The sequence below is a fragment of the Ruegeria sp. AF3 genome (genome assembly GCF_056536285.1).
On sequence record NZ_JBQFJM010000001.1, the window covers coordinates 1,726,245 to 1,744,987 of the forward strand.

The 18,743-nt window shown below is 59.8% G+C and carries 20 protein-coding genes and 1 riboswitch; of the genes, 6 read left to right on the forward strand and 14 right to left on the reverse strand.

Going from position 1 to position 18,743, the window contains the following annotated elements:
- The first annotated feature begins 23 nt into the window (after positions 1–23).
- Positions 24–1,580: a phosphate ABC transporter substrate-binding/OmpA family protein gene (locus tag ACR3FC_RS08760; protein WP_480474347.1), complete on the forward strand. Its 1,557-nt coding sequence runs from the start codon at positions 24–26 to the stop codon at positions 1,578–1,580.
- Between the two features lie 3 nt (positions 1,581–1,583).
- On the opposite strand, the gene radC is transcribed toward ACR3FC_RS08760, so the two are convergent.
- The 13 genes from radC to dnaK all read right to left on the reverse strand — a co-directional run bounded on the left by radC (position 1,584) and on the right by dnaK (position 13,251).
- Positions 1,584–2,339, reverse strand: coding sequence for a RadC family protein (gene radC, locus ACR3FC_RS08765; protein ID WP_480474348.1), 756 nt, complete (start codon positions 2,337–2,339; stop codon positions 1,584–1,586).
- 35 nt (positions 2,340–2,374) lie between these two features.
- Positions 2,375–3,109 carry an ABC transporter permease gene (locus tag ACR3FC_RS08770; protein WP_480474349.1) on the reverse strand — a complete coding sequence of 245 codons (735 nt, stop codon included), beginning with the start codon at positions 3,107–3,109 and terminating at the stop codon, positions 2,375–2,377.
- The gene (locus ACR3FC_RS08775; protein ID WP_480474350.1) at positions 3,106–3,834 is read right to left on the reverse strand and encodes an ABC transporter ATP-binding protein; all 729 of its coding nucleotides are present in this window, start codon (positions 3,832–3,834) and stop codon (positions 3,106–3,108) included. The genes ACR3FC_RS08770 and ACR3FC_RS08775 overlap by 4 nt, the downstream gene beginning before the upstream one ends.
- Positions 3,831–4,505 (reverse strand): thiaminase II, encoded by a 675-nt coding sequence (gene tenA, locus ACR3FC_RS08780; RefSeq protein ID WP_480474351.1) that lies wholly within the window; start codon positions 4,503–4,505, stop codon positions 3,831–3,833. The genes ACR3FC_RS08775 and tenA overlap by 4 nt, the downstream gene beginning before the upstream one ends.
- Positions 4,502–5,437, reverse strand: coding sequence for an ABC transporter substrate-binding protein (locus tag ACR3FC_RS08785; protein WP_480474352.1), 936 nt, complete (start codon positions 5,435–5,437; stop codon positions 4,502–4,504). Before ACR3FC_RS08785 ends, tenA begins: the two co-directional genes overlap by 4 nt.
- A gap of 18 nt (positions 5,438–5,455) precedes the next feature.
- Positions 5,456–6,421, reverse strand: coding sequence for a ThiF family adenylyltransferase (locus ACR3FC_RS08790; protein ID WP_480474353.1), 966 nt, complete (start codon positions 6,419–6,421; stop codon positions 5,456–5,458).
- The gene (locus tag ACR3FC_RS08795; protein WP_480474354.1) at positions 6,418–7,014 is read right to left on the reverse strand and encodes a thiamine phosphate synthase; all 597 of its coding nucleotides are present in this window, start codon (positions 7,012–7,014) and stop codon (positions 6,418–6,420) included. The genes ACR3FC_RS08790 and ACR3FC_RS08795 overlap by 4 nt, the downstream gene beginning before the upstream one ends.
- Positions 7,011–7,775, reverse strand: coding sequence for a thiazole synthase (locus tag ACR3FC_RS08800; RefSeq protein WP_480474355.1), 765 nt, complete (start codon positions 7,773–7,775; stop codon positions 7,011–7,013). Before ACR3FC_RS08800 ends, ACR3FC_RS08795 begins: the two co-directional genes overlap by 4 nt.
- A 2-nt stretch (positions 7,776–7,777) precedes the next feature.
- Positions 7,778–7,972 carry a sulfur carrier protein ThiS gene (gene thiS / locus ACR3FC_RS08805; protein WP_480474356.1) on the reverse strand — a complete coding sequence of 65 codons (195 nt, stop codon included), beginning with the start codon at positions 7,970–7,972 and terminating at the stop codon, positions 7,778–7,780.
- On the reverse strand, positions 7,956–8,933 hold the full coding sequence (thiO, locus tag ACR3FC_RS08810; RefSeq protein WP_480474357.1) for a glycine oxidase ThiO: 978 nt from the start codon (positions 8,931–8,933) through the stop codon (positions 7,956–7,958). Before thiO ends, thiS begins: the two co-directional genes overlap by 17 nt.
- The gene (gene thiD / locus ACR3FC_RS08815) at positions 8,930–9,733 is read right to left on the reverse strand and encodes a bifunctional hydroxymethylpyrimidine kinase/phosphomethylpyrimidine kinase (protein ID WP_480474358.1); all 804 of its coding nucleotides are present in this window, start codon (positions 9,731–9,733) and stop codon (positions 8,930–8,932) included. Before thiD ends, thiO begins: the two co-directional genes overlap by 4 nt.
- A 44-nt stretch (positions 9,734–9,777) precedes the next feature.
- Positions 9,778–9,882, reverse strand: a riboswitch (TPP riboswitch).
- A 241-nt stretch (positions 9,883–10,123) separates the two neighbouring features.
- Entirely contained in the window at positions 10,124–11,269 is a 1,146-nt protein-coding gene (dnaJ, locus tag ACR3FC_RS08820; RefSeq protein WP_480474359.1) for a molecular chaperone DnaJ, read from the reverse strand.
- A 74-nt stretch (positions 11,270–11,343) separates the two neighbouring features.
- Positions 11,344–13,251: a molecular chaperone DnaK gene (gene dnaK, locus ACR3FC_RS08825; protein WP_480474360.1), complete on the reverse strand. Its 1,908-nt coding sequence runs from the start codon at positions 13,249–13,251 to the stop codon at positions 11,344–11,346.
- A gap of 212 nt (positions 13,252–13,463) precedes the next feature.
- On the opposite strand from dnaK, the gene ACR3FC_RS08830 reads away from it, so the two are divergent.
- Entirely contained in the window at positions 13,464–14,066 is a 603-nt protein-coding gene (locus ACR3FC_RS08830) for an alpha-ketoglutarate-dependent dioxygenase AlkB family protein (protein WP_480474361.1), read from the forward strand.
- Here the strand turns inward: ACR3FC_RS08830 and ACR3FC_RS08835 are convergent.
- Positions 14,063–14,887: an ABC transporter permease gene (locus ACR3FC_RS08835; RefSeq protein WP_267364436.1), complete on the reverse strand. Its 825-nt coding sequence runs from the start codon at positions 14,885–14,887 to the stop codon at positions 14,063–14,065. The genes ACR3FC_RS08830 and ACR3FC_RS08835 overlap by 4 nt on opposite strands.
- A 122-nt stretch (positions 14,888–15,009) precedes the next feature.
- Here ACR3FC_RS08835 and cysQ point away from each other — a divergent pair, with 122 nt between their 5' ends.
- From cysQ to ACR3FC_RS08855, 4 genes are all read left to right on the forward strand, one after another.
- The gene (gene cysQ, locus ACR3FC_RS08840; protein WP_480474362.1) at positions 15,010–15,807 is read left to right on the forward strand and encodes a 3'(2'),5'-bisphosphate nucleotidase CysQ; all 798 of its coding nucleotides are present in this window, start codon (positions 15,010–15,012) and stop codon (positions 15,805–15,807) included.
- Entirely contained in the window at positions 15,807–16,607 is an 801-nt protein-coding gene (locus ACR3FC_RS08845; protein ID WP_267364430.1) for a 3-deoxy-manno-octulosonate cytidylyltransferase family protein, read from the forward strand. The genes cysQ and ACR3FC_RS08845 overlap by 1 nt, the downstream gene beginning before the upstream one ends.
- A gap of 71 nt (positions 16,608–16,678) precedes the next feature.
- Positions 16,679–17,662, forward strand: a complete 984-nt coding sequence (galE, locus tag ACR3FC_RS08850) for a UDP-glucose 4-epimerase GalE (RefSeq protein WP_480474363.1) — start codon at positions 16,679–16,681, stop codon at positions 17,660–17,662.
- Positions 17,663–17,669: 7 nt separating this feature from the next.
- Positions 17,670–18,713 carry a glycosyltransferase family 2 protein gene (locus ACR3FC_RS08855; protein WP_480474364.1) on the forward strand — a complete coding sequence of 348 codons (1,044 nt, stop codon included), beginning with the start codon at positions 17,670–17,672 and terminating at the stop codon, positions 18,711–18,713.
- Positions 18,714–18,743: the final 30 nt, after the last annotated feature.

The following is an 18,743-nucleotide window of genomic DNA, read 5'->3' on the forward strand; positions in this document are numbered from 1 at the left end:
CCGCAGGCAGGCTTGAACCTCTTATGACATTTTTCCGTGTGGCGGTGGCTGCGCTGTTTTCCGTGACGGTGGCGACCGGTGCTTTTGGGCAGGACATCACGTTGACCTCGCATGATGGCAAGGTCGAAGTGACAGGCAATCTGCTGAGCTTTGACGGTGAGTTTTATCGCGTCGATACGCAATTCGGGACGTTGACCGTGGATGGTTCCGGCGTCACATGCGAGGGACCCGCCTGCCCCAACCTGATCGATTTCGTCGCCGAAGTGCAGTTTTCCGGATCATCGGTGATGGCCGAAACGGTGCTGCCCGCCCTGATCATCGGCTTTGCCCGTCAGGAAGACCTGACCGCGACCCCCGCCCGCATGGATGAGGACACCTTTATTTACGAGTTGCATCAGGCAGGCCGGTCGGCGCCGCTTGCGCGGTTTTTCTTTGACGTGGGCACCACGGATCGCGGGTTCAGCGACCTGATCGCAGACCGGGCGGATATCGTGATGGCCCTGCGCGAGATGCGCGAGGCCGAGCGGGAGGCTGCCGAAGCTGCGGGGTTGGGTGATCTGAAACGCTCGCGGCGATCACGGGTCATTGCACTGGATGCCATGGTCCCGGTCGTGGCCCCCGACAGCGTGATGCGACAGGTTTCGCTGGCGGATCTGGCCCGCATTCTGTCCGGCGAGGTCAGCAACTGGGCGCAGCTGGGTGGGCCGGATGCCCCTATTGCACTGCATGTGCCAGAGGCCGGGTCGGGTCTGGCGCAGGCGGTCGAGGATCAGGTTCTGAAAACCGCCGGTGTGGTGCTGACCGATACGGCGATCCGCCACAATCGCATACATGACCTGACCGCGGCTGTGGCTAAGGATCCGTTTTCCATCGGTATCGCCAGCAAGGCATCGGCCCATGGCACCCGCGCTGTGCCTTTGACTGGCGGGTGCGGGCATCCTCTGGCCGCGACCCGCCAGTCAATCAAGACCGAAGATTACCCGCTGAATATGCCCATGTTCCTGTATCTGCCGGAACGCCGCCTGCCCCGGATTGCGCGACAGTTTCTGGCCTATAGCCAAAGCCCCGAGGCACAGGTGGCGATACGTGACGCAGGATATGTGGATCAATCTGCTGAAACCCTGCCGGTTGGCGTGCAGGGGGACCGGCTTGCCAATGCGGTCGTCACCGGCGGAACTGAGGTCGGACTGGAGGAGTTGCAGCGCATGATCGAGACCTTGCGCCCGCTGTCGCGCCTGTCCCTGTCGGTCCGGTTCGAACCCGGATCGTCCCGCCCGGACGCGCAGTCGCGCGCCAATATTCAGCAACTGGCGCAAATGCTGGACGCGGGTACGTTGCAGGCGCGCAAGGTTGTGTTTGCAGGCTTCAGCGATGGGGACGGGGGTGCCGTTTCAAATGCCCGCATCGCCCTACGGCGCGCGCAAACCGTGCGAAACGCGGTTATCGCCGCGCTTGAAGCCCCGATCCCTGATAGTATCACGGTCACCGCCGAAGGATTTGGTGAAGCGATGCCCATGGCCTGCGATGACACCGAATGGGGCCGCAAGGTCAACCGGCGGGTCGAGATTTGGGTGCAGTAGCCGCTAGAGATACCCTTCGGAACGAAAGCTGAGCTCGGTCGATTTGCCGATGATCAGGTGGTCATGCAGGGTCAGCCCCAGGGCGGAGCAGGCATCCTGAATGCGGTTGGTCATGTCGATATCTGACTGTGACGGCGTTGGGTCGCCCGAAGGATGGTTGTGCACCAATATCAGGGCCGAGGCATTCAGTTCCAACGCCCGTTTCGCCACTTCGCGCGGATAGACCGGCACGTGATCCACGGTGCCTTTGGCCTGTTCCTCATCCGCGATCAGGACGTTCTTGCGATCCAGATAGAAAACGCGAAATTGCTCGGTCTCGCGATGCGCCATTGTCGTGTGGCAATAATCCAGCAGCGCGTCCCAGCTGGATATTACGTGTCGTTGCATCACCCGCGCCCGTGCCATCCGATGCGCGCAGGCTTCGAGGATTTTCAGATCGGTGATGACCGTATCACCAACGCCCTTGATCTGCCGCAGCCGTTCTTCGGGTGCTGCCAACACACGGTTGAAATCGCCAAAGGCATTCATCAATGCCCGCGCCAATGGTTTCACATCCTGCCGAGGGATGGACCGGAACAAAACCAGTTCCAGCAACTCATAATCCGGGATCGCTGCGGATCCGCCCGCCATGAACCGTTCGCGCAGCCGCTTGCGATGGTCTTTGATGTAGGAGGGTAACCGACCATTCGGCAGCGGCTGCGCTGGCGCTTCGTCCGTATCAAACAGCATGGGGGCTTCGGCAAAGGCGTCCTGTGTCATGCGTTTACCCTGACGCAGAATCACTTTCCGAAAGGTTAATGAGCCTCTCCTGCCATACGCGCGGTGGCGCGGCGGACAATCATGTGCAGAAGGATCGAAAATACGCCCAGAGTCAGCATCGCCGCAAACATCAGGTCCGTCTTGGCACGGCCATTGGCCAGCAGCATCAGATATCCCAGACCTTGCGATGAACCGACCCATTCACCGATCACGGCACCGATCGGCGCATACACCGCCGCCAGCCGCATCCCCGAGGCCAGAGACGGCAACGCCGCAGGGATACGGATGTGCCACAACACAGTGCGCTTGCTGGCCTGCATCGTGCGTGCAAGGTCCAGATACCCCTGCGGTGTCCGCATCAAACCGTCAAAAAAGGACGACGTGATCGGGAAATAGATGATCAGGACCGCCATCGCGACCTTGGACAACAGGCCATAACCCAGCCACAGGGTCAGCAACGGGGCCAGTGCAAAGACCGGCAGGGCCTGCGTGAACACCAGCATTGGCTGCACCAAAACTCGTGCGACGCGGGAATTGGCCAGCTGCAATGCAGTGACAACGCCAAGCAGCGTGCCGCAGGCAAGGCCGATAATGACCTCAATGGCTGTGATCCAGGTGTGTTCGGCAATCAGCCAGCGGTTCTGCCACCAGGTCTCGGCAACCACCACGGGGCCGGGCAGGATGAACTTTGGCAATCCGGTCAGGGTCACGGTCCCCTGCCAGATGGCAATGGCAAACAGGGTTGCTGCCAGAACAGAGAGGGACTTCATACCCCGCCCTCCCGCAGCAGCCGCAAAAGCGCGCCTTGTGTTTCCAGCGTCTGCAAATCATCGACGCTGCGCGGGGCTGGAGCAACCGGCGGATCGCACGGTGTCAGCCCGTGCTGTGTCATGACGACGATGGATTGCCCCAGACGCGCGGCCTCGCCCGGATCGTGGGTTACCAGAAGGACAGTGCGGCCCCGCAGCGCCTCGGCGGCCAGATCCTGCATATCGGCACGGGTTCGGGCATCAAGGGCTGAAAAGGGTTCATCCAGCAACACAATCGGCCGGTCTTCCATCAAGGTGCGGGCCAGTGCCACACGCTGCCGCTGCCCGCCCGAAAGCTCGGGCGGTTTCTTGGTCATATGGTCCTGCAACCGCATCCGTTCGATCAGGCGGTCACGCCGGTCAAGGTCAACTTTCTCGCCCCGCAGCCGCGCGCCCAGTGAGACGTTTTGCGCAACACTCGCCCAAGGTAGCAACAGGTCGTCCTGCGCCATATAAGCAACCCGGTCTGAAACCGACTGGCCATCGCTGGCGGTGATCCGGCCCGTGAATTCAGCCCCGGTTTCCAGCCCGGCAATCAGCCGCAAAACCGTGGTTTTGCCAACACCCGATCCACCCAGCAGACAGGTCCACGCCCCTGCGTCAAGCGTCAGGGTCAGCGGCGCGAACAGAGTCGCGCCATCGATCATGGCTGTGCCGCTGATGGTCAGATCGGGCGCCGGGGTCATGGGGTCAGACCCATCTGCCAGAAATTGACTTCCAATTCCGTGGCCGAGCGGAACGTCCTGCACAGACGATCCCAGCGAGGCGAAGTTTGGAAATCCGCCCCAATCCGCCTTGTTAGAGCCGAATCCAGCAACTCACCCACGGCCACGCAGGCGTTCTGGTAGCCCTCGTCCGCGTAGGTATCGATCCAGCCACGATAGGTCGTTGATGTTGCCTCCTCAGCCAAGCGGGTGCCTATCTCACCATATCCCATGACGCAGGGTGCAAGTGCTGCCAGAAGATCCAGCAGATCACCGCTATAGCCCGCCTCGAGAACAAAGCGGGTATAGGCCAGATTCTCGGGCCGTTCCGGCGTTGCAAACAGATCGGACTGCGAAATGCCTTCTGCTTCGCAAATACCGATATGCAGCTTCATCTCTTCGCTGATCAGGCCGTTCACGGTACGCGACGCTGCCAGCATTTCAGCATGTGTTTCCGATTTCACCACGGCCAGCGCCCAGGCGCGCGAGAAGTGTATCAGGAACACATAATCCTGACGCAGATAGTGCAGGAACGCCGGGCGTGGCAGGGTGCCGTCTTTCAGTGCTTCGACAAAAGCGTGGCGGGTGTAATCCCGCCACGGCCCCTGCGCCGCATCGCGCATCAGCGCAAAGGCTTTGCCATAATCGCTCATTGCGCGGTTACGTCGATGGCAATGTCACTGACGGGCAGGACGGTGTCGATCATGCCGCTGTCGTTCAGGAATGCCTCGAACCGGGCATAACGGCCAGCGTCAAACCCGGCGGGACGCAGGGCAAAGCGCGGCAGCGTGTCGACCCATGCGCGTGCATTCAGCTCGTCCTGCAGTTCGGGTGAAGTGGCTGAGAAGACCTCCCAGCTTTTTTCCGGGTTGTTGACGATGTACTGAGTCGCTTTTTCGGTCGCGGCCAGGAAACGGGCGATCTTGTCTTTGTCCATCGTATCGGGGTTGGCGACATAGATCAGTTCGTCATAAGACGGCACGCCTTCTTCCTCGATATAGAAACAGGTGCCGGGGCGACCTTCGATATCCATCTGGTTCAGCTCGAAGTTGCGATAGGCGCCGATCACCGCATCCACCTGACCGGTCATCAGCGAGGGTGAGAGCGAGAAATTCACGTTGATCATCTCAACATCATCCAGCGCGACGTCGTATTTGCCAAGCACGGTGCTGAGAATGGCCTCTTCCACACCGGCGACGGAAAAGCCGATTTTCTTGCCTTTGAGGTCAGCGGGCGATTTGATCGGGCCGTCTTTCAGAACCAGCAGGCAGTTCAGGGGCGTCGCGACCAGCGTGCCGACCCGTTTCAGCGGCAGCCCTTCGTGAATCTGCAAATGCAGTTGCGGCTGATAGGATACCGCCAGATCCGCCTGACCGGCAGCCACCAGACGCGGCGGCGCGGACGGGTCGGCGGGGGCAACGACTTCGACCTGCAACCCCTGCTCGGCGAAATAGCCATTTTCCTGTGCCACGATGATGGGCCCGTGGTCGGGGTTGATGAACCAGTCCAGCAGGACGGTCATCTTGTCTTCGGCCCAGGCCGGCGCGGCTGCCAGAAGGGCAAGGGCTGTCATCAGCTTTTTCATATCTCACGTTTCCTTTTCTCAGGAGGCTGAGGCCGCGACGAGGACAATCTCGCCCGGCCAAATCGGTTGGATCTTCTCGGCAGCGCGCCATGCGCGCAGCCCGGTGGCACAGCAAAGGGCGAGGCGTTGCCCCTTGTTTGGGTCTATTTTTTGTATTTCTTCGGGTGAAATGCGCGTTGCATTCGGGTGAGCCGGAACCGGAGCTTCGTTCGGGTCACGCAGTTCGATAATCTGGTCTGTCTCCTTCAACTGACTGGCGGAGAGAAAGCGGAAACAGCTTGACGGTTCCGGCGCGTCATCAAAACGAAACCCGGTGCTGCGCAGGGTTCGCGCATGATATTGCACCATCTGCCCTAGGGGTGATGGGTCAAGCCGCAAGATCAGGCTCAGCGCCATCTGCGCCTGCATGGACCCGATCACACCGACAACGGGACCCAGAACACCCGCCGTGGCGCAGCTTGCGCCACTTTCCGGTGCGTCGGGGAAAACGGCACGCAGAGAAGGCGCGCCGCCGCAAAAGCCGCCCACATATCCTGAAAGCCCTAGCACCGAGGCGCTGATCAGTGGCTTGCCTTGTGCCAGACAAGTATCCGACAGCATATAACTGACCGCATAGCTGTCGGCACAATCCAGGACAAGATCCGCCTGCGACACCAGATTGGGCGCATTTTCCCCTGTTAGAGCCTGTTTCTTGGCAATCACATCGATTTCGGCATTCAACGCACGGCATCGGTCAGCGGCGCGTTCAGCCTTTGACTGCCCGCAATCTTCTTCTGAAAACAACGTTTGGCGATGCAGATTCGACAGATCAATGATATCACCATCTACAATCGTGATGTGCCCCACTCCGGCTCCGGCCAATAGCGGCAGAAGCGGCGCGGCCAGACCACCTGCGCCGACCACCAAAACACGGGCCGCAGTCAGGCGGGCCTGTCCTTCGGCCCCAACCTCGGGCAGCAGCGTCTGGCGGGCATAGCGGCTCATCTCGTGGCCTCTATCCAAGCACGCACCCGCACTTCGGGGTCGGTGTTCAGCGTGATGTCCGTGACGGCCGAGACGATATCGGCCCCGGCTGCCAGCACCCCCGCTGCGCGCTCGACGCTCATGCCGCCAATGCCGACCAGAGGAATGTCGCCAACCCGTGCCTTCCATTCGGTCACGCGGGGCAGGCCCTGCTGATGCCATTTCATCTTTTTCAAAATGGTCGGATAGACGGGACCCAGCGCCACGTAATCGGAATCCATGGCCAAAACCCGCTCAAGCTCGTCATCGTCATGAGTGGAAACGCCCAGCTTTAGACCCGCTTTTTGGATGGCTTTCAGGTCAGCATCATCCAGATCCTCTTGACCCAGATGAACCCAGTCGCAACCCAGATCGATGGCGTGTTGCCAGTAATCGTTGATCACCAGAACCGCCCCATAGTCGCGGCACAGATCGCGCGAGGCGGCAATCTGACCGCGCACCACCTCAACCGGCTGATCCTTGATACGCAGCTGCACCAGTTTGACACCCAGGGGCAGCATCCGCCGCAGCCAGTCCGAGTGATCGAAGATCGGATAGAAACGGTCCAGCGTCATGACAGGAAGGCCTTTCCAACAACAGGGGTCGAAGGTTCGGCCATATCACGCGCCTCGATCGGGTCGGCCTGATGGGCCAATTGCCCGGCATGGATTGCCTGCGCCATCGCCTTGGCCATCAGAACGGGATCACCGGCACGGGCCACAGCGGTGTTCAACAGAACGGCGTCATAACCCAGTTCCATCGCGTGGGCCGCGTGGCTGGGCAGGCCGATCCCGGCATCCACCACCAGCGGCGTGTCAGGAAACTCGGCCCGCATCGACCGCAGGGCGTATTCGTTGTTCAGCCCACGCCCGGACCCGATGGGCGCCCCCCACGGCATCAGCACTTCACATCCCGCTTCGAGCAGGCGTTCGCCCACGATCAGATCATCGGTTGTGTAGGGAAACACCTCAAACCCGTCTTCGGTCAGGATGCGCGCGGCCTCGACCAGCTGGAACACATCCGGCTGCAAACTGTCGGTGTGGCCAATCAGTTCCAGCTTGATCCATTTGGTATCAAACACTTCGCGCGCCATATGGGCTGTGGTCACCGCCTCTTTCACCGTATGACAGCCAGCCGTATTTGGCAGGATCAGTACACCCAGTTCACGGATCATCTGCCAGAATGTCTGCCCCGCGCCGGATTCCCGCCGCAGCGATACCGTTGCAACCGCCGCACCGCTTTCGCGAAAGGCCTGTTCCAGAATGGCGGGGCTGGGATATTGGGCGGTGCCCAGCATCAGCGGGTTCGGCAACTCGATGCCGTAGAACGTTCTCATCCTCAGCCCCCCTGCATCGGCGCGACAACTTCGATCCGGTCGCCATCGGTCAGTTTGTGCGCAATGCGCAGGCTTGACGGCACGAAATCTTCGTTCACTGCGGTGGCCACACGGCCTGAGAAGCCGCATTCCAGCAACAGATCCGACAGGGTTTCCGCGCGCACATCGCGCGTCTCGCCGTTAAGCACGATCTTCATCGACCATCTCCGAATGTGTGTTGTCCAATGCCAGATCAGCGACACCCCGCGCCAATGCAGGGGCCAGCAGATAGCCATGGCGATACAGCCCATTGGCATAGATTGTCCGACCCAAGCGCCGGATACGCGGCAGGTTGTCCGGAAAAGCGGGGCGCAGGTCGACACCGATCTCCAGCACCTCGGCCTCGCCAAAGGCCGGGTTCACGGCATAGGCCGCGCTGAGCAGTTCCAGCATCGAGCGGGCGGTGATGCGGCTGCTGTCCTCGGATTCGATCATGGTTGCACCCAGCATGTAGACGCCGTCCCCGCGCGGAACGATGTAGAGCGGCATCCGCGGATGCAACAGCCGCACCGGGCGCGAAAGGTTCACATCGGGGCAGCGGAGAACCAGCATTTCACCCTTCACGCCGCGTAGGTCATGCAGATATTCGCGCGCGTGCAGGCCCCGGCAGTCAATGGCGTTGTCCAGTTGCGCCGGAGCCAGCTTTCGGTGGAATTCCACGCCTGCGCCTTGCAGGTGACGATGCAGATCGCGCAATGCCTGGCGAGGATCAAGGTGCGCTTCGTTTTCAAAATACAGAGCTTTGCTAAACTTGCTCAGATCAGGCTCTAATTCGATTATTTTCGCGCGATCAAACTCGCTGAACCCTTCGGTCCTGCGTGCAAACCGACGCAGGTCGGGCAGGTCACGTGCGTTGGCAACAACAAGGGTTCCACTTCTGTTTACCTGCGTTCGCTGCGCCCACCATTCGATGGCTTCCTGCCCCAGCCGCAGAACCGGTTCTTCCGCATTTTCATATTCACACCAAGGCGCCAGCATCCCACCGGCCCACCAGGAACACCCATGCGGGCCGGGCGGGCCGCCCGGATCAAAAACCTGCACCCTTGCGCCGCGTGACACAAGCTCACTGGCCACGGCCAGACCCGCAACGCCTGCACCTATGACCGACCAGGGCGTCACGCGGGCCAGATCCGATGGAAGTGGTGCACAGGGCCGTGCCCGGCACCAATCTTCAGCTCATCCGCCCGCGCGATGGCCCCTTGGAGATAATCATGCGCCTGCGCGACCGCATCCCTCAGCGGCAGGCCCCTGGCCAGACCGGCGGCGATCGATGACGACAGGGTGCATCCGGTTCCGTGGGTGTTCTTCGTGTTCTGTCGCGGGGCCTGAAACGCGGCCACGATACCTGAGGGGTCGACCAGCAGATCGTGGCAGACATCGCCGGACCCATGCCCGCCCTTCATCAAAACCGCACCTGCGCCCAGATCACACAGGGCCTGGCCTTGTGCGGCCATCTCGTCCGGTGATTGCGCCGGTGTCGCATCCAGCAAACACACCGCTTCGGGCAGATTGGGTGTCAGCACAGTCGCTGCTGGCACCATCACTTCGCGCAGCGTCCGGACCGCTTCCTGCGCCAGCAAGGCATCTCCGGATTTTGCGATCATGACGGGATCAAGAATTATGGGGCCCTTGAACGTTTCCAGACCTCGAGCCACTGTGTGAATGATCTCTGGCGTGGCAAGCATACCGATCTTAATGGCTTTCACGTCCAGATCGCTCAGCACCGCGTCGATTTGAGCAGCAATGATATCCAGAGGAAGCCCATGCACCGCAGTGACGGCTTGCGTGTTCTGCGCCGTAACAGCGGTAATGACACTAGCGCCGAATACACCCAACGCGGACATCGCTTTCAGATCGGCCTGAATCCCGGCGCCTCCGCCACTGTCAGACCCTGCAATGGTCAGGGCAATTGCCGCCATATCGTTGCTCCATCTTCTTTGGGCAACGAGGTAGGGAAAACGTCTGTGTTCATAAGACCGTTCCCTACGCCGGAATTGCCCGGATCAGGTTCGATGGGTTAGCGCGGCTGCGCCTCTCAGCCCTGATACGGGCACCCCAACGGTTGTCGTGGACAATTTCAGGGTCGACGGTCGGAATCAAGACCCAATTTGGCAAATGCATTGCCACTTTTGGTCATCTGATAAGGCCAATTGAGTGTCTTTAGGGAGTGTTTTGCGAGGCTCTGCCTCGCGCTCCGGGATATTTAGAGCCAGATGAATAACGGATCCCTGCTTCATCTGGCTGGAAATATCCCGGGGGAGGCGCCCGGAACGGGCGGCGGGGGCAGAGCCCCCGGGTAATCCTGGTTGTCAGCTTTTCATACCGTCCCAGAAGGATTTGACGGATGAGAAAAAGCTTTTTGATTCCGGGTGGTTGTCTTCGCCCAGGTCATCAAACTCGCGCAGAAGTTCTTTCTGGCGGGTGGTCAAGTTGACCGGGGTTTCAACCGCCAGTTCGATGAACATGTCGCCAACACCGCCGCCGCGCAATGCGGGCATGCCTTTGCCGCGAAGACGCATTTGCCGACCCGACTGGCTGCCAGCCGGGATCTGCACCCGCCCACGCCCGCCATCGATTGTCGGAACCTCGATCGATCCGCCCAGCGCGGCCTTGGCCATGCTGACCGGTACACGGCAATAAAGGTTTACGCTGTCGCGTTCGAACAACTTGTGATCTGACACTTCCACAAAGATGTAGAGGTCGCCCGGAGGGCCACCACGCATTCCGGCCTCGCCTTCACCCGCCAGTCGAATACGCGTTCCGGTTTCGACACCAGCGGGGATGTTGACCGACAAAGCGCGATCTTTTTCGACGCGGCCTGCACCCTTACAGGATTTGCAGGGGTTCTTGATGATCTGACCCAGACCCGAACAGGTGGGGCAAGTTCGTTCGACCGTAAAGAAGCCCTGTTGCGCCCGCACCTTGCCCATACCGGAACAGGTGGGGCAGGTTGTCGGCTCGACCCCGCCTTCTGCACCGGTTCCTTCGCAGGAGGAACAAGCCACGGCTGTAGGTACATTGATGGTTTTCTGCTGGCCCGAGAACGCCTCTTCCAGCGATACACGCAGGTTATAGCGCAGGTCAGAGCCGCGCGCGGCGCGTCGGCCGCCACCACCACGTTGCCCGCCCATGAAATCGCCGAACAGGTCGTCGAATACATCCGAGAACGCGCTGGAGAAATCGCCCTGCCCAAAGCCGCCGCCAGGCCGACCACCGCCGCCCATGCCGTTTTCAAACGCGGCGTGGCCAAAGCGGTCATAGGCCGCCTTTTTGTCGGCATCGCGCAGCACGTCATAAGCCTCGTTGGCTTCCTTGAACTGCGCCTCGGCATCCGGGTTGTCCTTGTTGCGGTCCGGATGCAACTCTTTGGCTTTCGTGCGAAAACCTTTCTTGATCTCATCCGCCGAAGCGCCCTTGGACACACCGAGCACTTCGTAATAGTCGCGTTTTGACATCAGTATTTCCTTCTGCCTCAACGTAAATAGGCCGGCCCGGCATCCGGACCGGCCCACATTGGCCCGGTTACCCGTTAGTTACGCTTTTCGTCGTCCAGATCTTCAAACTCGGCATCGACGATATCGTCATCACCATGTGCGGCATCCGCTGCGACAGGCTCGTCCTCGGCCTCTTCGGACTGCGCCTTGTAGATGGCCTCACCCAGCTTCATCGCTGCTTCGGTGACATTCTGGATGCCAGACTTGATCTTGTCGGCATTGTTGGTTTCCAGCTCGTCCTTGAGTGCGGCGATGGCCAGTTCGATGGCTTCGATCGTGGTCGGGTCGACTTTGTCGGCATGCTCTTCCATCGACTTTTCGGTCGAGTGGATGAGACTTTCCGCCTGGTTCTTGGCGTCGACTAGCTCGCGGCGTTCCTTGTCGGCTTCCGCGTTCTCTTCGGCGTCCTTGACCATCTTTTCGATGTCTTCGTCGGACAGACCGCCCGATGCCTGGATGGTGATCTTCTGTTCTTTGCCGGTGCCTTTGTCCTTGGCCGAAACCGAGACAATGCCGTTGGCGTCGATGTCGAAGGTCACCTCGATCTGGGGCATGCCGCGCGGTGCGGGCGGGATGTCTTCGAGGTTGAACTGACCCAGGATCTTGTTGTCCGCAGCCATTTCACGTTCGCCCTGGAACACGCGGATGGTCACGGCGTTCTGGTTGTCCTCGGCAGTCGAGAAGACCTGAGACTTTTTCGTCGGGATCGTGGTGTTGCGGTCGATCAGGCGAGTGAACACGCCACCCAGCGTCTCGATGCCCAGCGACAGCGGGGTCACGTCCAGCAGAACCACGTCCTTGACGTCGCCCTGAAGAACACCGGCCTGAATGGCGGCACCCATGGCAACCACTTCGTCCGGGTTCACACCCTTGTGCGGCTCTTTGCCGAAGAACTTGGTGACCTCTTCGATCACTTTCGGCATCCGGGTCATACCACCGACCAGAACAACTTCGTCCACGTCAGCGGCCGACAGACCTGCGTCTTTCAGAGCAGCCTGGCACGGCTTCATCGACTTCTTTATCAGATCACCGACCAGGGATTCCAGCTTGGCACGGGTCAGTTTCATGACCATGTGCAGCGGCTGACCGTTCGAACCCATCGAGATGAACGGCTGGTTGATCTCGGTCTGCGAGGTCGAGCTGAGTTCGATCTTGGCTTTTTCGGCGGCTTCTTTCAGACGCTGCAAGGCCATCTTGTCAGCAGACAGATCGACACCGTGTTCCTTTTTGAACTCATCCGCCAGGTAGTTGACGATGCGCATGTCAAAGTCTTCACCACCCAAGAAGGTGTCGCCGTTGGTCGATTTGACCTCGAACAGGCCGTCGTCAATTTCCAGAATGGTCACGTCGAAGGTACCGCCACCAAGGTCATAGACTGCGATGGTTTGGGTTTCCTGCTTGTCCAGACCATAGGCCAGAGCGGCAGCTGTCGGTTCGTTGATGATCCGCAGCACTTCCAGACCGGCGATTTTACCGGCGTCTTTGGTGGCCTGACGCTGTGCGTCGTTGAAGTATGCGGGAACGGTGATGACCGCCTGCGTGACTTCCTCACCCAGATAGCTTTCCGCGGTTTCCTTCATCTTACCCAGAGTGAAGGCCGAGATCTGGCTTGGGGAGTATTTTTCACCGCGGGCCTGAACCCACGCGTCGCCATTGCCACCATCAACGATGGTATAAGGCACCATTTTCTTGTCTTTTTCGACTTCGGCATCATCCACACGACGGCCGATCAGGCGCTTGACGCCAAAGATCGTGTTGTCGGGGTTGGTGACCGCCTGACGCTTTGCAGGCTGACCGACCAGTCGCTCATCTTCAGTGAAGGCGACGATCGAGGGCGTGGTCCGCGCCCCTTCGGCGTTTTCGATAACCTTCGGCTGCGAACCGTCCATGATGGCCACGCACGAGTTTGTGGTCCCGAGGTCAATCCCGATTACTTTTCCCATTTTTGCAATCCCTTTCTCTTCAAGGCGATGTCTCGACGACAGGACCCGTTACGGCATCCCGCCCCCGATCTGATGTGCGCGACAGCACTACCATCGCGCGTCCCGGCGTATATAAGGGCGAGACCTGAGGCCTGCAAGCACCGTAGAACGCAGGTTTTAGGGATTCTGATGCCTTTTTTGGCAAGGAATTGGAAAGGATTGGGGTTTCCGGAATGGCGCGATTGGTTTTGCGGGGGTTCGATATCGGGAAAGGTTATCTTGATCCTGCGGCCCAGTCGCGGGTGATCGCGGATTTGCGCCCGATTCTGAAAGCCGCGCCCCTGTTCCGACCGGTTACTCCTTCGGGCAAGGAGATGTCAGTTCGGATGACCTCGGCAGGCGATCTGGGTTGGGTGACCGACAAGGCGGGATACCGGTATCAGGATCAGCACCCCAAAGGTGGTGACTGGCCGGAAATCCCCGCCGCCATTCTGGATATCTGGCGCGATCTGGTCAGCACCGAGCGAGCGCCCGATTGCTGTTTGATCAACTACTACGGGGAAGGCGCAAAAATGGGCCTGCACCAGGACAAGGACGAGGCAGATTTTTCGTGGCCCGTCCTGTCGGTTTCGCTGGGCGACGATGCCTTGTTTCGGATTGGCAGCACGACGCGCGGCGGCAAGACCGAGTCGATCTGGCTGAGCTCGGGGGATGTGGTCGTCATGGGCGGTCCGGCGCGGCTTGCCTATCACGGTGTGGATCGGATCAGGTTCGGATCCTCGCGCCTGCTGCCCAAAGGCGGGCGCATAAATCTTACGCTGCGGGTGGCGCGTTAGCGGCGCGCATTCCAGCTTTTCGAGACGTGCTGACGGGTAAAGAATTCACCCATAAGACCGATCATCAACAGGGCGATTCCAACCCAGGCCGCGTATTCCCAGCTGGTGTTTCTTGGATAATAGTTGCGGAACACGAACCCGCGGGTCTGGTCGATGATGTGAAACAGCGGGTTCCAGGCAAACATCATCAACAGCCCGCCACCCAATGCGTTCGCAATGAACATCTTGCCGGAAAACACCATGTTCAGACGGCGATATATATTGGTTAGCATCGAAACGGTCGTCGGGGCCCACGGTTTCAACGCCATGAACACAAGCCCCACCGCGCAGCCGGTAAACCAGGCCAGCACCAGCATTGCGAAGGCGCCGCCGGGGTTCTGCACCTCAAGCGGAGCAACCGCGACACTGTAGACGAACAGGATGATGAACATGGCCAGCAGGAACTTATAGAAAGTGCTGAAGGCCGCCGCGAGAATCGTGACCATTACGTTCATCGGCGAATGCAGCATCATCGGGTTATTGGAGGATCCAACCCCGGAAATCGCGCCGATCGATTGTATGTGCAACATGAACGGGAACACACCCGACAGGACATACAGCAGAAATTCGCCCCTGATCCTGGCGACCCCGCCCCGGCCCATCAGCGACATAAGCAGATAGAAGGTGACCATCATCACCAGCAATTGCACAACGTTAAGCAGGATCGCGATCACCGCATTCGGATGCTGCGCGCGCACGTTCCGCACCACCGCGTGGAACACCAGTTCCGCAGTCGTCAGTGCACCGCCCAGCAGCGTTTGATTGCGCTTGTAATAGAACACTTAAAGGGTCTTTCCTGCCTCGTCGTCCCTAACCTGGCATGAATATCTTGCCGTTCGGTAACCGTCGCATCATAAGTCGGTCACGAGTTTGGATCAACAAACCACAGGAACGGAGCATTTTTGTGACCTACGACGCGCTTATTCCCGTCATCCGGCGTCTGGCCCTTGAGGCAGGCGACAGGATCATGGAAATCTATGAGGCAGACGATTTCGACGTCAAAGTCAAATCAGACTCCAGCCCTGTGACCGAAGCGGATGAGGCAGCCGATGCGCTGATTTCAGCCGGGTTGCGTCAGGCCTTCCCCGATATCCTGCTGATCACCGAAGAACAGGCCGCCTCGCATTCCGAAAAGGGGGATACCTTTTTGATTGTCGATCCGCTGGATGGCACCAAGGAATTCATCAACCGCCGTGGCGATTTCACCGTCAACATCGCACTGGTCGAGAACGGAACGCCGACACGGGGCGTGGTCTATGCCCCAGCGCGGGGTCGCATGTTCTATACGCAGCCCGATGGTCAGGCGGTCGAGGAAACGGGCGCGTTTGACAAGGGTGCACCCGGCACCCTGACCCCAATATCAGTCTCTAACCCAGACAATTCCGCGCTTTTGGTCGTGGCGTCAAAGTCGCACCGGGATCAGGCCACCGAGGATTACATCAACAAGTATCAGGTCAGGGACAGCAAAAGCGCGGGATCGTCTCTCAAGTTCTGTTTGGTTGCGACGGGCGAGGCGGATCTTTATCCGCGGGTCGGGCGCACGATGGAGTGGGACACGGCGGCAGGGCACGCGGTACTGGCCGGGGCCGGAGGCCAGGTTGTGCGATTTGACGATCACGCGCCGCTTCTCTATGGCAAAGAGGGCTATGCGAACCCGTTTTTTATCGCGTACGCTCCGGGTGTTAAGCTGAAGGAGGCCTGATGTCAGTTCTGATCGCCATCCCCGCCCGCTATGCCTCGACCCGCTATCCGGGCAAGCCATTGGTGCCGCTGACCGGCGCGACCGGCGTTTCGATGACACTGATCGAACGGTCCTGGCGAGCAGCCACTTCTGTCGCGGGCGTGGACCGGGTTGTGGTCGCAACCGATGACGACCGCATCCGCGAGCTGTCCGAAGGCTTTGGCGCCGAGGTGGTGATGACCTCGGAAAATTGCCAGAACGGCACCGAACGCTGCGCCGAGGCGCACAAGGTTCTGGGCAGCGGCTATGACATCGTGGTCAACCTTCAGGGCGATGCACCCCTGACACCGCATTGGTTTGTCGAGGACCTGATCACAGGGCTGCGCGCGGCACCCGATGCTGGCGTGGCCACACCGGTCCTGCGTTGCGACGGGGATGCTTTGAACAGCCTGCTGAACGACCGCAAACATGGCCGCGTTGGCGGAACAACCGCCGTGTTCGGGCGCGACAACAGCGCGATGTATTTCTCGAAAGAGGTCGTGCCTTTTACTTCGGAGACCTATGGCGGGGATGAACCCACACCGGTGTTTCACCATGTTGGCGTCTATGCCTATCGACCTGATGCGTTGGCGGCCTATCCGGGCTGGCCAACGGGCCCTCTGGAAAAGCTGGAAGGTCTGGAACAGCTTAGGTTCATGGAAAATGGCCGCAAGGTTCTGTGCGTCGAGGTTGACGCCAAGGGCCGTCAGTTCTGGGAGCTGAACAACCCGCAGGACGTACCCAAGATCGAAGAGATGATGGCTGCGATGGGGCTGGAGTAGCCGGTTTTGCCCATGACGCCCCGCGGTTCCCATATCTCGATGACAGGCAATCTGAATCCAAAGGACGTTTCATGAAACCAATCCTCGTGACCGGTGGTGCCGGATATATCGGGTCGCATGCCTGCAAGGCGCTTGCGCAGGCGGGCTATGTTCCCGTGGCCTATGACAATCTGGTCACCGGCTGGCAGGATGCAGTGAAATACGGTCCGTTTGAACAGGGCGACCTGTTGGACCGGGCACGCCTGGACGAGGTATTTGCCAAGCATAAGCCGGTTGCGGTGATGCATTTTGCGGCGCTCAGCCAGGTGGGCGACGCGATGCGGCAGCCCGGGTTGTACTGGTCGAACAATGTCACCGGATCGTTGACGCTGATCGAGGCTGCGGTTGCGGCGGGCTGTCTGGATTTCGTGTTCTCGTCCACATGCGCCACTTACGGCGAGCATGACAATGTGGTGCTGGACGAGGCAACCGCCCAACACCCGCTGAACGCCTATGGTGCATCGAAGCGCGCAATCGAGGATATCCTGAGGGACTTCGAAGCGGCCCATGGGCTGCGCCATGTCATTTTCCGGTATTTCAACGTTGCTGGCGCCGATCCCGAGGGCGAAGTGGGCGAGTTTCACCGGCCTGAAACCCATCTGATCCCCCTGATGCTGGATGCGATTGAAGGCAAGCGCGAGGGTTTGACCGTTTTTGGCACCGATTACGATACGCCCGACGGCACATGTATCCGTGACTACGTCCATGTCTGTGATCTGGTCGACGCGCATGTTCTGGGGCTGGGTTGGCTGGAGCAGGGTAAAGAAAGCCGTGTTTTCAATCTGGGCACCGGCTCGGGGTTTTCCGTGCTTGAGGTGATCGAGCATTCCAAGTCCGTCACCAACCGCTCGGTGCCGTATTCGGTCGGTGCCCGTCGGGCGGGCGATTGCACCAAGCTGGTTTCCGGCTCTGTCCGCGCCCAAACCGAACTGGGATGGAAGCCGAAAAGGTCAACGTTAGAGACGATGATTGCGGATGCCTGGCGCTGGCATCAGAACGGCCACTACGAGAAATGAGGCCCCGGTGACGTCCAATACGGTTCAGACACTCCCTGATATCGGTTGGCGACAGGAATACCGGTTGCGATGGAAACGGCGACGCCTTCTTTGGCGCTCGATGCGCAGCCGACATCAACTGACCTGCCTGAAAGATCAGACAAGCAGGATACGGGGCAACGATATTCTGGCCTTTACCACATTGCGGAATGAAATCACCCGCCTGCCCTGGTTCTTCCGTCACTATCGCCAGCTGGGCGTGAACCATTTTCTGATCGTCGACAACGGCAGCGATGACGGCTCGGCTGAATACCTGCAAGGGCAACCGGATGTTTCCCTTTGGCAGACCCGGTCCAGCTATCGCGGATCACGCTTCGGGCTGGATTGGCTGAGCTGGCTACAGATGCGATACGGCCATGGCCACTGGTGCCTGATGGTCGACGCGGATGAGCTGCTGGTTTATGCCCGGCACGACCGCCAATCTCTGCATGAGCTCACAGAATGGCTGGACCGGCAGGGGCGGCCCGGGTTTGGCGCTTTGATGCTGGATCTGTATCCAAAAGGACCGTTGGGCGGACAAACCTATGACCCGGATACGGACCCGATCGAGGTGCTGAACTGGTTTGACGCAGGCCCGTATCGTGCGCAGCGGCAAAGCCCGATGGGAAACCTGTGGGTTCAGGGCGGCGCACGCGAGCGGGTGTTTTTTGCCCAGACGCAGCAGCGATCCCCGACGCTGAACAAGATCCCGCTCATGCACTGGTCGCGGCGCCATGCCTATGTAAACTCGTGCCATTCCGCCCTGCCCCGCCGCCTGAACGCAGAGTATGACGGGCCGGGCGGCGACACCCCGTCCGGCGTTCTGCTGCACACTAAATTTCTGCCGGACATTATTGAAAAGTCCAAAACTGAAAAGCTGCGCCGCCAGCATTTTCATGACCCGAACCAGTTCGGCGCGTATTACGATCAGATACTCAATCAACCAGACATGTGGACCCCGCTTTCGGTGCGCTATACCGGCTGGTCGCAGTTGCTGGAAATGGGGCTGATGCGTGACGGCGGCTGGCGTTGAAAACAAATCGAGGGGGATCAACGGCACCTT

Bases quoted from the DNA above. Each gene is read 5' to 3' on its own strand.
- ACR3FC_RS08760 (WP_480474347.1), top strand. From the start codon at position 24: ATGACATTTTTCCGTGTGGCGGTGGCTGCGCTGTTTTCCGTGACGGTG.
- radC (WP_480474348.1), bottom strand. From the start codon at position 2,339: ATGACACAGGACGCCTTTGCCGAAGCCCCCATGCTGTTTGATACGGAC.
- ACR3FC_RS08770 (WP_480474349.1), bottom strand. From the start codon at position 3,109: ATGAAGTCCCTCTCTGTTCTGGCAGCAACCCTGTTTGCCATTGCCATC.
- ACR3FC_RS08775 (WP_480474350.1), bottom strand. From the start codon at position 3,834: ATGACCCCGGCGCCCGATCTGACCATCAGCGGCACAGCCATGATCGAT.
- tenA (WP_480474351.1), bottom strand. From the start codon at position 4,505: ATGAGCGATTATGGCAAAGCCTTTGCGCTGATGCGCGATGCGGCGCAG.
- ACR3FC_RS08785 (WP_480474352.1), bottom strand. From the start codon at position 5,437: ATGAAAAAGCTGATGACAGCCCTTGCCCTTCTGGCAGCCGCGCCGGCC.
- ACR3FC_RS08790 (WP_480474353.1), bottom strand. From the start codon at position 6,421: ATGAGCCGCTATGCCCGCCAGACGCTGCTGCCCGAGGTTGGGGCCGAA.
- ACR3FC_RS08795 (WP_480474354.1), bottom strand. From the start codon at position 7,014: ATGACGCTGGACCGTTTCTATCCGATCTTCGATCACTCGGACTGGCTG.
- ACR3FC_RS08800 (WP_480474355.1), bottom strand. From the start codon at position 7,775: ATGAGAACGTTCTACGGCATCGAGTTGCCGAACCCGCTGATGCTGGGC.
- thiS (WP_480474356.1), bottom strand. From the start codon at position 7,972: ATGAAGATCGTGCTTAACGGCGAGACGCGCGATGTGCGCGCGGAAACC.
- thiD (WP_480474358.1), bottom strand. From the start codon at position 9,733: ATGGCGGCAATTGCCCTGACCATTGCAGGGTCTGACAGTGGCGGAGGC.
- dnaJ (WP_480474359.1), bottom strand. From the start codon at position 11,269: ATGTCAAAACGCGACTATTACGAAGTGCTCGGTGTGTCCAAGGGCGCT.
- dnaK (WP_480474360.1), bottom strand. From the start codon at position 13,251: ATGGGAAAAGTAATCGGGATTGACCTCGGGACCACAAACTCGTGCGTG.
- ACR3FC_RS08830 (WP_480474361.1), top strand. From the start codon at position 13,464: ATGGCGCGATTGGTTTTGCGGGGGTTCGATATCGGGAAAGGTTATCTT.
- ACR3FC_RS08845 (WP_267364430.1), top strand. From the start codon at position 15,807: ATGTCAGTTCTGATCGCCATCCCCGCCCGCTATGCCTCGACCCGCTAT.
- galE (WP_480474363.1), top strand. From the start codon at position 16,679: ATGAAACCAATCCTCGTGACCGGTGGTGCCGGATATATCGGGTCGCAT.